The sequence below is a fragment of the Bradyrhizobium shewense genome (assembly GCF_900094605.1).
Lineage (GTDB): Bacteria > Pseudomonadota > Alphaproteobacteria > Rhizobiales > Xanthobacteraceae > Bradyrhizobium > Bradyrhizobium shewense.
On the sequence record NZ_FMAI01000011.1, the window covers coordinates 242,146 to 253,325 of the forward strand.

Annotated in this window: 7 protein-coding genes; 2 read left to right on the forward strand and 5 right to left on the reverse strand. The window is 64.6% G+C overall.

Annotation, left to right across the window (positions count from 1 at the left end; all coding sequences use genetic code 11):
- Positions 1–60: 60 nt before the first annotated feature.
- The gene (ku, locus tag GA0061098_RS22285; RefSeq protein WP_091961031.1) at positions 61–945 is read right to left on the reverse strand and encodes a non-homologous end joining protein Ku; all 885 of its coding nucleotides are present in this window, start codon (positions 943–945) and stop codon (positions 61–63) included.
- A 118-nt stretch (positions 946–1,063) separates the two neighbouring features.
- Between ku and ligD the strand changes: the two genes are divergently transcribed.
- Positions 1,064–3,751: a DNA ligase D gene (gene ligD / locus GA0061098_RS22290; protein ID WP_091961035.1), complete on the forward strand. Its 2,688-nt coding sequence runs from the start codon at positions 1,064–1,066 to the stop codon at positions 3,749–3,751.
- A gap of 147 nt (positions 3,752–3,898) precedes the next feature.
- Here ligD and GA0061098_RS22295 read toward each other — a convergent pair whose 3' ends face one another.
- Positions 3,899–4,063 (reverse strand): DUF3309 family protein, encoded by a 165-nt coding sequence (locus tag GA0061098_RS22295; RefSeq protein ID WP_007595743.1) that lies wholly within the window; start codon positions 4,061–4,063, stop codon positions 3,899–3,901.
- Between the two features lie 180 nt (positions 4,064–4,243).
- Here GA0061098_RS22295 and GA0061098_RS22300 point away from each other — a divergent pair, with 180 nt between their 5' ends.
- Positions 4,244–4,561 (forward strand): polyhydroxyalkanoic acid system family protein, encoded by a 318-nt coding sequence (locus GA0061098_RS22300; RefSeq protein ID WP_028145680.1) that lies wholly within the window; start codon positions 4,244–4,246, stop codon positions 4,559–4,561.
- 2 nt (positions 4,562–4,563) lie between these two features.
- Here the strand turns inward: GA0061098_RS22300 and treY are convergent, their stop codons facing one another.
- Genes treY through glgX form a run of 3 tightly spaced genes read right to left on the reverse strand, consistent with a single transcriptional unit; the run spans position 4,564 to position 11,178 of the window.
- A complete protein-coding gene (gene treY / locus GA0061098_RS22305) occupies positions 4,564–7,350 on the reverse strand; it encodes a malto-oligosyltrehalose synthase (protein WP_091961039.1) in 2,787 nt (928 codons plus the stop codon).
- Position 7,351: 1 nt separating this feature from the next.
- Positions 7,352–9,103 carry a malto-oligosyltrehalose trehalohydrolase gene (treZ, locus tag GA0061098_RS22310; RefSeq protein WP_091961043.1) on the reverse strand — a complete coding sequence of 584 codons (1,752 nt, stop codon included), beginning with the start codon at positions 9,101–9,103 and terminating at the stop codon, positions 7,352–7,354.
- Entirely contained in the window at positions 9,100–11,178 is a 2,079-nt protein-coding gene (gene glgX, locus GA0061098_RS22315; RefSeq protein ID WP_091961048.1) for a glycogen debranching protein GlgX, read from the reverse strand. Before glgX ends, treZ begins: the two co-directional genes overlap by 4 nt.
- Positions 11,179–11,180 lie beyond the last annotated feature (2 nt).

The following is an 11,180-nucleotide window of genomic DNA, read 5'->3' on the forward strand; positions in this document are numbered from 1 at the left end:
TGGTGGGCACGGCGCGTTGCGCCTTTGCCCACCCTACGATATCGAGTGCTGGGCAAGCAGTTAACCCGCCTTCCGATGTCGCGCCGTCGAACGATGCGCCTTCTTCGCAGGCCGTTGTCGCCCCGTGGCACGGCGGGCATGCGACTTCGCAGCCGTCTTTTTCCCGCCACGTCCCTTCAGGCTCTGCTTCAGCGCATCCATCAGGCTGACGACGTTGCTGGGGCGCTCCTCGGGCTCCGCCAGCTCGATCTTCTTGCCGCTGGCCTTGCGCTTGACCAACGCCTTCAGCGCGTTCTCATACTCATCCTTGAATTTGCCAGGGTCGAAATGCGCCGCCTTTGTCTGGAGGATGTGGCTGGCGAGCTCGACCATATCCTTGGTGATCTTCGGGCTCTTGATGTCGTCGAAGAATTGGTCCTCGTCGCGCAGCTCGTAAGGAAAGCGCAGTGTGGTGCCGAGCAGGCCGTTGCCGAGCGGTTCGATCGCCATGATGTGCTCGCGGTTGGTGAGCACGATCTTGGCGAGCGCCACACGCTCCTGGTCCTTCATGGCGTCGCGGATCACCGCGAACGCGTCGACCGCGGCCTTGCCGTCGGGTGCCAGGTAATAGGGATGGTTGAGGTAACGCTGGTCGATCTCCTCGCTCGGCACGAAGCTCTCAATGTCGATGGTATGGTTGCTCTCGATCTGGACCGCCTCGAGCTCCTCCGGCTCGATCTCGACATATTTGCCCTTGCGCAGCTCGTAGCCGCGGCCCTTCTGGTCGCTCTCGACGACATCGCCGGTCTCGGCATCGATCATCTGCTGCTTGAGCCGGTTGCCGGTCTCGCGGTTGATCAGGTGAAACCGCGTCTTCTCGGCCGCCGTGGTCGCCGGATAAAGCACGACCGGGCAGCTGACCAGCGAGAGCTTCAACGTTCCCTTCCAATAGGCGCGCGGGGCCATTCCATTCTCCAGCGTTTTCAAGGCGTTTTGGAACCCCAACCGCCCCGCGGGGTTTTGGTTCCGGATGGGACTTTGGCCGTGATAGGCTTGAATCCCCGAAAGAGAAGCGGGACCGGTCGTGCTGCAAAAACTCTCCACCTATCGACAGAAACGTGATTTCGAGAAGACGCCGGAGCCGTCGGGCAAGACCGTGGTGACGCCGTCGAAGCAGCGGCGCTTTGTGATCCAGAAGCACGATGCAAGCCGGCTGCATTACGATTTGCGGCTCGAATTCGACGGCGTGTTCAAGTCCTGGGCGGTGACCAAGGGTCCCTCGCTCGATCCGCACGACAAGCGGCTGGCGGTCGAGGTCGAGGACCATCCGCTCGACTATGGCGATTTCGAAGGCACGATTCCGGAAGGGCAGTACGGCGGCGGCACGGTGATGCTGTGGGATCGCGGCACCTGGGAGTCGGAAGATCCCGAGCGCGGCTTCAAGAAGGGCGATCTGAAATTCACCCTGCATGGGGACAAGTTGCACGGAAGCTGGGTCCTGGTCCGCATGCGCAACGACCGTACCGGCGGCAAGCGCACCAACTGGCTCTTGATCAAGCATCGCGACGAATTTGTCCGCGAAGGGGCCAGGAACGACATTCTCGATGAGGACAAATCCGTCGCCTCCGGCCGTGCGATGGAGCAGATCGCCGAGGGCAAGGGTCGCGCGCCAAAGCCGTTCATGCTGGCCAAGGGTGCCAAGACCAAGGCCGACGCGGTCTGGCAATCCAACCGGGCCGAGGAAGCGAAAGGCCAGACGGTCAAGCCGGCGCCGCGCACGGCGTTGAAGGGCGGCAAGATCTCTAAGAGCGGGGCGGCGAAGAAGAAGGCCACAACTGCCACCAGTGGCAAGAAGGTCACCGAGATACCGGATTTCGTGCCGCCGCAGCTCTGCACGTCGGTCGAGCGGCCGCCGGGCGGCGAGGGCTGGTGCCACGAGATCAAATTCGACGGCTACCGCGTGCAGCTCCGGGTCGAGGACGGCAAGGCGACGCTGAAGACGCGCAAGGGCCTCGACTGGACCGACAAGTTTGCGTCGATCGCGAAGGAAGCCGGGGCGCTGCCGGACGTGATGATCGACGGGGAGATCGTGGCGCTCGATCACGACGGTGCGCCGAATTTCTCCTCGCTTCAGGCCGCGCTGTTGGACGGCAAGACCGAAGAGCTGATCTTCTTTGCCTTTGACCTCCTGTTCGCGGAGGATCTCGATTTTCGGCGTCTGCCGCTCGGCGAGCGCAAGGCGCGGCTGAAGCAGCTGCTGGGAGCGCGCAAGCGGAAATCGGCTCAGATCCGCTATGTCGAGCATTTCGAGAGCGGCGGCGATGCGGTGCTGCAATCGGCCTGCAAGCTCGAGCTGGAGGGCGTGGTGTCGAAGAAGCTGGACGCGCCCTATCGCTCCGGCCGCACCGAGAGCTGGACCAAGGCGAAGTGCCGCGCCGGCCATGAGGTGGTGATCGGCGGCTACAAGACCACCAACGGCAAATTCCGCTCGCTGATGGCCGGCGTGCATCGCGGCGATCATCTCGTCTTCGTCGGCATGGTCGGCACCGGCTTCGGCGCCGACACGGTCAAGCGCATCATGCCGTCCCTGAAGGCCATGGAGGCCAAGGAGAGCCCCTTCGGCGGCAAGAACGCGCCGAAGAAGAGCCGCGAGGTTCACTGGTTGAAGCCGGAGCTCGTGGCCGAGATCGAGTTCGCCGGCTTCACCGCCGACGGCAATATCCGCCAGGCCGCGTTCAAGGGCTTGCGGCAGGACAAGCCCGCCGAGGAAGTCGAGGCGGAGACGCCCGTCGACACCGAGCTCGCCGAGCCCACGCCCAGCAAGCGCGCGGCGAAGACAGCCAAGCGATCAAAGGACACCGGCACCGCCGAGGTGATGGGCGTCGTCATCTCCAAGCCGGACAAGAAGCTGTGGCCCGACGGCGGTGACGGCGAGGGCGCGACGAAGCTCGATCTCGCGCGCTACTTCGAGGCGGTCGGCGACTGGATGATCGAACATCTGAAAGGGCGCCCGTGCTCGATCGTGCGTGCGCCCGACGGCATCGGCGGCGAGACGTTCTTCCAGCGTCATGCGATGCAGGGCACCTCGAATTTGCTCGAACTGGCCAAGGTCTCAGGCGATCGCAAACCGTATTTGCAGATCGATCGCGTCGAAGGGCTGGCCGCCGTCGCGCAGATCGGCGGTGTCGAGTTGCATCCCTGGAATTGCGCACCTGATGCCTACGATACGCCGGGCCGGCTGGTGTTCGATCTCGATCCGGCGCCGGATGTGGAGTTCGCCGATGTCGTCGAGGCCGCCAAGGAGATGCGGCAGCGGCTGGCCGACGTCGGCATGGAAAGCTTCTGCAAGACCACGGGCGGCAAGGGCCTGCATGTGGTGGTGCCGCTGCTTCACGGCGCGCGCGACAAGGTGAGCTGGAAGGAAGCCAAGGCCTTCGCGCAAGGCGTTTGCCAGTGGATGGCCGACGACGATCCAGAGCGCTATCTGCTCAACATGTCGAAGAAGCTCCGCAAGGGGAAGATCTTCCTCGATTATCTGCGCAACGACCGGATGTCGACGGCGGTGGCCCCGCTGTCGCCGCGGGCGCGGGCCGGTGCCACGGTCTCGATGCCCGTCACCTGGGCTCAGGTGAAGAGCGATCTCGATCCGAAGCGCTATACGCTGCGGACCGTGCCGGGCCTGCTGCCGCGGTCAAAGGCGTGGGAGGACTATGACGATGCGGCCGCGTCGATCAAGGCGGCCATGAAGAAGCTTGCGGGGAAGAAGAAGTAGGTCGCGCTCCGGGCACTGCGCCCGTAGGGTGGGCAAAGCGAAGCGTGCCCACGTTCTTTTTCGTTGTAACGGATCTTTTTCATTACGACAAATAGGTGGGCACGGCGCAAGAGCGCCTTTGCCCACCTTACGACATCGAGAATGCCGTTAGATCCGTCCCAGCAGCAGCAGGATCAACAGGATGACGATGACCAGTCCGAGGCCGCCGCCGCCGTAATAGCCGGTGCCGTAGAACGGGCCGCCGCCGATGCCGCTGAAGCCGCCAAGCAGGGCGATGACCAGAATGATCAGAATGATCGTACCGATTGACATGCGAATCTCCTCAGCCCTTCGATGAAAGGGTCGTTTGCACCTGTCCCCTTGTGCGAGGGCAACTTGCCGCAGGTTTTTAAGTTCCGGTTTTGAAACAGGGCTACAGGTCCAAGTTGCATGGAACCTTTGCCGCTTCGTCCGGCATGACTATGTGAGGATCGATCATCACGGGGCAAGGCCATGTCAGCACCGCTTGTCGTTTCAATTCCGCATCATCTCGGCCGCGAGGAGGCGGTCCGCCGGCTCAAGACCGGGCTTGGCCGGGCGGCAGCCAGCATTCCCGTGATGCAGGTCGAGGAGGAGCGCTGGACCGGCGACAGCATGGCGTTTCGCATTCGCGCGCTCGGGCAGATCGCGACGGGTCAGGTCGACGTCGCCGAAGACCATGTCAAGGTCCAGGTGGTGCTGCCTTGGCTGCTGCAGCGCTTTGCCGAGATGGCGCAGGCCACGATCAGGAAGCGCGGGCAGTTGCTGCTGACCAAGGACGACGGAAAGTAGCTTCAGGCGCGCACGCGCGGGCGCGCCGGCCTGATGGCGCTTGCCGTGCGGGCCTCGATGACAGAGGCGGGAAAATCACGAAAAGCCTGCGTGATCGGCAGTTCGTGACCCTCATGGCCCGTCGCGCTATAGCCTGTGATATCGACGGCCGCGTCAAATCCTTCCAGCGCGGGCCACTCCCGGCCCGCTTGGGTGAACGGCGCGAACTGGCGCCCGACCACGACGATCGCCGCAGCGCGGCCATGGCGGCGGGCGAAGGCAATGACATGGTCGGCATGTGCGCCGCGCACCGCCAGCGGCTGATAGTCGCCTTGAGCGAAGACGTCGGCGAGTTCATTGCGCAGTTTGAGAAGACGCCGTGTCCAGGCCAGCTTGATCAGGCCGTCGGGCCAGCTCTTGGTCAGGCCACGCCAATCCGGATCGTCCAGTGAACTCAGCGCCGCGTGCCGCGCGCCAAAATCGACCGGGCGACGGTTGTCGGGGTCGACCAGTGACAGGTCCCAGAACTCGGTGCCCTGGTAGAAGTCGGGCACGCCGGGCAGCGTCGCCTTGAGGGTGAGCTGGCTTAGAGAATTCAAGGCGCCGAGCAGGGCCAGGCGCCGGGCCAGCGTTTGCAGTGAATCCAGGAATTCACTGGATAGTGCGGGATCGAGGATCTTGTCGATGAAGCTCTTGAAGCCGTTCTCATAGGCTTCATGCGGGTTGAGCCAGCTCGTCTCTTCCTTGCCCTCGCGCGCGGCCTTCAGCGCATAGGCCTGGATGCGCTCGACGAAGCCGGCATCGACCGGCCCCTGCAGCGGCCAGGCTCCGAGCAGCGTCTGGTAGAGCATGTATTCGAACGTCGCCGACGGCGCTCGGTAATTGCCATGGAGCGTGAGGTGCGGCGCGTTCAGCACCTTCCAGCGCGCCACCGCGCTGGTCCATTCGCCGGGAATTTCGCTGATCGCCGCGATGCGCGCGCGGGCGTCCTCGCCGCGCTTGGTGTCGTGGGTGGCGGTCGCCGTCATTCCCAGCGGCCATTCCCTGGCGCGGGCCTGCATGGTCTCGTGGAAGGCGGAAATCGTGAGCCCGGTGCTGGCGGGATCGCCGCCGACCTCGTTCAGCGCGAGCAGTCGGTGGAATTGATAGAACGCGGTGTCCTCCAGCGACTTCGCCATCATCGGCCCGGTGAATTGCTGCACCTTCAGCGCGAAACGGCGCACGCGCGGGGCGCTGTGCGGGGGGCGGCCGGGCTTGAGCAGGTCCATGGTCAGCGCGTCGCGCAGGAAGTCGAAGATGCCTTCGTCCGCGGCGAACCATTCGGCGCGGGCGCGCGCGATGGTGTCATCGATCAGCTTGCGGTCGGGCGCCGTCGGGCCGCTGTTGGTCAGATAGGTGCGGTACACCGGGAAATGCAGCACATAAAGCTCGAGCGCCTGCCGCAGGCTGTCGGCGGAGAAATCGCGCGTCGAGTAATGCCCGTTGGCGATGCGCGCGAGCAGGCGCGTCAGCACGGTGAACTCGCTGGTGAGCAGCGTCTCCAGCACGCGCCGCTTGGCGTCCTTGACGTAAGGTGCAAGCCGCGGCGGCCGGTTGCTGACCTGCCGCCAGGTCTCGTCCAGCGCCCCCAGTCCCCCGGCCTCGACCAGCGCATGGGTGATGACGTTCATCCATTCATAGCCGGTGGTGCCCTGAACGCCGGCGAGGTGCGGCAGGCGTTCGTGCTCGCACAGGATCTTCTCGATCACGGTATAAAATGGCTTTGTATTTCCTTGCGCGTCGCGCACCAGCCGGCGCAGCCGCTGGCAATATTGCGCGGGGTCGCGCAGGCCGTCGATGTGATCGAGCCGGATGCCCTGCAGCTTGCCGCTGGCGATGAGCTGCTTCACCAGCCGGTGCGTGGCGGCGAAGGTGCTCGCGTCCTCGACGCGCAGACCGGCGAGGCCGTTGACGTCGAAGAAGCGGCGATAGTTGATATCGCTGGAGGCGAGCCGCCAGTGCCCGAGCTTATAGTGCTGGCGTTCGAGCAGATGATGCAGGGCCAGCGTCTGCGCGGGACGATCCTTAGCGGCACGATAGGCGGCAAGGCCGCGTGCGATGATTTCGGCGGCACCAGGGATCTCCCTGAGCTCAGCCTTGAACGCGGGGGCTTCCTTGCGGTTGGGACGGCGCAATCCCGTATAGCGCGCCGCAAGCGACAGTAGAAGTTTGCCAGCCTCCGTCTCGGCGGCATCCGCGTCCTTGACGATCATGCGCAGCATCTCGCCATAGCGCTCCGGCGCGATGGGCAGGCGATGCTCGAAATACCAGGCGGAAAAGCTTCCCTGGTCCGAATCGTAGCGCAGCTCGATGTCGCCGCGCTCGAGCGCCTCGCCATAGGACGCGCCGAGGATGGGCAGCAGCACGCCGCCGCGGGCGCGGTAGGCGAGCTGATCCCAGTCGATGTCGAAGGAGACCGCGTGGGGCGAAGCCTGACCCCATTCCAGCACGTCGAGCCACCAGGGATTGTCGGCGAAATGTACGCCGACATGGTTGGGTACGAAGTCGATGATGAGGCCGAGATCGTGTTTGGTCAGCGCCTCGCTCAGCCGGGCGAAGCCGGCCTCGCCGCCAAGCTCCGGACTGAACTGGCTGTGATCGACGGTGTCGTAGCCATGGGTCGAGCCCTTGCGCGCCTTCATCACCGGCGAGGCATAAAGATGCGTGATCCCCAGCGCTTTCAGATAGGGCACCACCGCGGCGGCCTTGTCGAAGTCGAAATCCGCGGTGAGCTGAAGCCGGTAGGTCGCGAGCGGAATGGCGGGAGGCATCCTAACCTCCGAGGCGCCAGACCACCGACCAGGGCGGAAGCCGGTCGCCGGTCTCGCCGCCCCAGATCGGCGTACCCGCGCTGACGTTGCAGACGATCTCGTGGTCCGACAGGTTGGCGGTCAGTCGCAGCAGGGTGCCGTCGCCCATGCGCCAATGCGCGGTGAGCAGGCCGCTGTCAGCCGCCTCGGCCTCGCCGAAACTCGCGCCGCTCAGCCGCGGCATGATCTCCTTGCGGCGAAGCGCGAGCAGCTCCCGGACCAGCGCGAGCCGCGCGTCCTGCTGCGGCGTGCGGCCGGTCCAGTCGAGCACGGCCGATTGCAACGTTGCCGGATCGAGCGGGTCGGGCACCTCGTCGCCGTACTTTTCGTAAGCCCAGGCATATTCCTGCTTACGTCCCTTGCGGACAGCATCGGCCAGTTCGCCGTGGAAATCGCAGAAGAACGGGAAAGGCGCCGTGGAGCCCCATTCCTCGCCCTGAAACAGCATCGGCACCATCGGCGCGAGCAGGGTCACTGCAAGCGCCGCTTCGATCTGCTTCGATGATGCCAGGCTCTCGAGCCGGTCGCCGAGCGGACGGTTGCCGATCTGGTCGTGGTTTTGCAGGAAATTGACGAAGGTCGCCGGCGGCAGCTTGCCGCTCGGCTCGCCGCGCGGTTTCTTGCCCCAGAACTCCGAAACCTCGCCCTGGTAGACGAAGCCGGAGGCCAGCGCGCGGGCGAGATCGAGCCGCGGCGTTTGATAATCCGCGTAGTATCCGGCGAGCTCGCCGGTCAGCATCACGTGCCAGACGTGGTGATAATCGTCGTTCCACTGTCCCCGATATTTGCCGTTCGGCGGCTCCTGCGCCGCGTCGAGCAGGCTGGCGCGATTGTCACCGTTCTCCAACACGAGATGGATGTGCCGCCCCGTGGCCTTGGCAAGCTCGCCGGCAGCGACGCTGAGGTCCTGCAGCATCGACTGCTCGCCGGGGATTGCCATGATGTGATTGGCGGCATCCAGCCTCAGGCCGTCGAAACGGTAGTCGCTGAGCCAGGACAGCGCGTTCTCGACCGCGAATGCGCGCACCTGCGGCACGCGATAATCGATCGCACTGCCCCAGGGCGTGTGTGCGTCGGTGAAGAAGGTCGGCGCATAGCGGCCGAGATAATTCCCCTCGGGCCCGAAATGATTGTAGACGACGTCGAGGAACACCATCAGCCCGCGCAGATGCGCTTCGTCGATCAGCGTCTTCAGGTCTTCGGGCCGACCATAGGCGCTGTCGGGCGCGTACCACAGCACGCCGTCATAGCCCCAGCCGCGGCGCCCGGCGAAATCGGCCAGCGGCATCAATTCCAACGCGGTGATGCCGGTTGCGACGAGATGATCGAGCTTGTCGATCATGGCGCGATAGGTGCCTTCAGAGGTGAAGGTGCCGACATGGGTCTCGATCAGCACCGTCTCTTCCCAGGGCCGGCCGCGCCAATCGCGCGCACGCCACGAAAAGGTGTCGTGATCGATCACCTCGCTCGGGCCGAACACATCCTCGGGCTGAAAGGCCGAAGCCGGATCGGGCACCTCGATCTCGTCGTCGATCCTGAACTTGTAGGGACTGCCGGCGGTGAGGCCGGAAATCTCGGCTACGTACCAGCCATCCTGCCGGCGCTGCATCGCGTGTCTTCGGTCGAGCAGGAGGTCGACACGGCGCGCGCCAGGCGCCCACAGGCGGAACGACACGCCGTCCTTTGTTGGCCTCGCCCCGAAGGATGGCCTCATAGCGCCCCCGCGAAGGCGAGCACGGAGCGCGGCGGCGCCTTGCTGTCGCTCCCAGGCGGGAACTCGACCGTATTCAGCTTGGCATCGGTCGTGTTCAAGATCTGCTGCCAGCTCTTGTATTCGGTCATTTTGGGCAATTTGAATGCGATCTCTTCGGGGGCGGCGTTCAGTACGATAAAGATCGCGGCCCCACCCGGTTCCACCGGGCCCATCACATAGGAGAGGAATCTTCCCTCCGGGAATTTCCAGTCGTTCTCCGTCATCTCGTCACCCGCAGGTGTCAGCCACAACGCGCCGTACGACACGCCGTCTGCGGGGCGGCCGTCGAGCCAGCGATGGCTGCGAAGCTGCGAGAACCGGCGGCGGATGTCGGCGAGATGGCCGACGAAATCGACCATGTCGTCGCCCTCTTTACCGAGATTGTCCCAGCCGACCCAGCCGATCTCGTTGTCCTGGCAATAGGCGTTGTTGTTGCCGGATTGCGAGTTGCCGACCTCGTCGCCGGCGAGGATCAGCGGAACGCCCTGCGCCAGCATCAGACAGGCCAGCACGTTCTTGCGAAGCTGACGGCGCAGGGCGATGATATCAGGATCGTCGGTCGGACCCTCGACACCGCAATTGTTGCTGTGGTTGTCGTTGGAGCCGTCGCGGTTGTCCTCGCCGTTGGCCTCGTTGTGCTTCTCGTTGTAGCTGAAGAGGTCGGCAAGCGTGAAGCCGTCGTGGACGGTGATGTGGTTGATGCTGGCGCGCGGCCGCCGTCCGTCGTGGTTGAACAGGTCGGAGGACGCCGTCATCCGGCTGGAGATGTCGCCGATCAGGCTGCCTTCGCCGCTCCAGTAGCGGCGCATGGCGCTGCGATAGCGATCATTCCATTCCGACCATTGCGAGGGGAATGCGCCGACCTGGTAACCGCCGAGGCCGAGGTCCCAGGGCTCGGCGACGAGCTTGACGGTCGCGAGCACCGGATCCTGCCGGATCGCGGTCAGGAACGAGATGCCGCGATCATAACCGTTCGGTCCGCGCGCGAGCGTGGTGGCAAGGTCGAAGCGGAAGCCGTCGACGTGGCAGACCTCGACCCAGTAGCGCAGGGAATCCATCACCATCTGCAGCACGCGCGGATGGGTGAGATTGACCGACGAGCCGCAGCCGGTGAAGTCGTCGTAATAGCGCGGGTTCTCGCGGTTGAGCCAGTAATAGGAGGCGTTGTCGATGCCGCGGTAGCACAGCGTCGGGCCGAGATGGTTGCCTTCGGCGGTATGGTTGTAGACGACGTCGAGCATCACCTCGATGCCGGCATCGTGCAGGCGCGCCACCGTGGTGCGGAAGGAGTCGAGGGCATTGTCCTGGGCGTAGCGCAGCTCCGGCGCGAAGAAGGAGAGCGAGTTGTAGCCCCAGTAATTGGCGAGCTTCTTCTCCACCAGGATGCGGTCATCGACGAAGCTGTGCACCGGCAGCAGCTCGACCGTGGTGACGCCGAGCTTCTTCAGGTGTTCGATCATCGCCGGCGAGGACAGCCCGCCATAGGTGCCGCGCAGGTTCGGCGGGACGTCATCGCGCTTCTGAGTCAAACCCTTGACGTGGGCCTCGTAGATGACGGTGTCTTCCCAGGGGATATTGGGGCGAATTTCGCGGCGGCCCCAGTTGAAGGTCTCGTCGACCACGACGGCCTTGGGCATGCCGCGGGCATTGTCGCGCCGATCGAAGGACAGATCCTCGCGCGGGCTCCCGGTGCGGTAGGCGAAATGCGCATCGCTCCAGACCAGGCGTCCCGCGAGCCGCTTGGCATAGGGATCGAGCAGCAGCTTGTTCGCATTGAAGCGGTGGCCATGCTCGGGCTCGTAGGGGCCGTGCACGCGATAGCCGTAGAGTTGCCCCGGCGAGACGTCGTTGAGATAGCCGTGCCAGACATCCTCGGTTCTTTCAGGCAGCTCGATGCGCTCGAGCTCGCGGCGGCCTTGCGCGTCGAACAGGCAGAGTTCCACCTTCTGTGCGTTCGCCGAGAACAGCGCGAAATTGGTGCCGCGTCCGTCCCAGCTTGCGCCGAGGCGTGCAGGCGATCCAGCAGTCAGGCGCATGT

Coding starts and splice junctions, on each gene's coding strand:
- ku (WP_091961031.1), bottom strand. CDS start 945: ATGGCCCCGCGCGCCTATTGGAAGGGAACGTTGAAGCTCTCGCTGGTC.
- GA0061098_RS22295 (WP_007595743.1), bottom strand. CDS start 4,063: ATGTCAATCGGTACGATCATTCTGATCATTCTGGTCATCGCCCTGCTT.
- GA0061098_RS22300 (WP_028145680.1), top strand. CDS start 4,244: ATGTCAGCACCGCTTGTCGTTTCAATTCCGCATCATCTCGGCCGCGAG.
- treY (WP_091961039.1), bottom strand. CDS start 7,350: ATGCCTCCCGCCATTCCGCTCGCGACCTACCGGCTTCAGCTCACCGCG.
- treZ (WP_091961043.1), bottom strand. CDS start 9,103: ATGAGGCCATCCTTCGGGGCGAGGCCAACAAAGGACGGCGTGTCGTTC.
- glgX (WP_091961048.1), bottom strand. CDS start 11,178: ATGCGCCTGACTGCTGGATCGCCTGCACGCCTCGGCGCAAGCTGGGAC.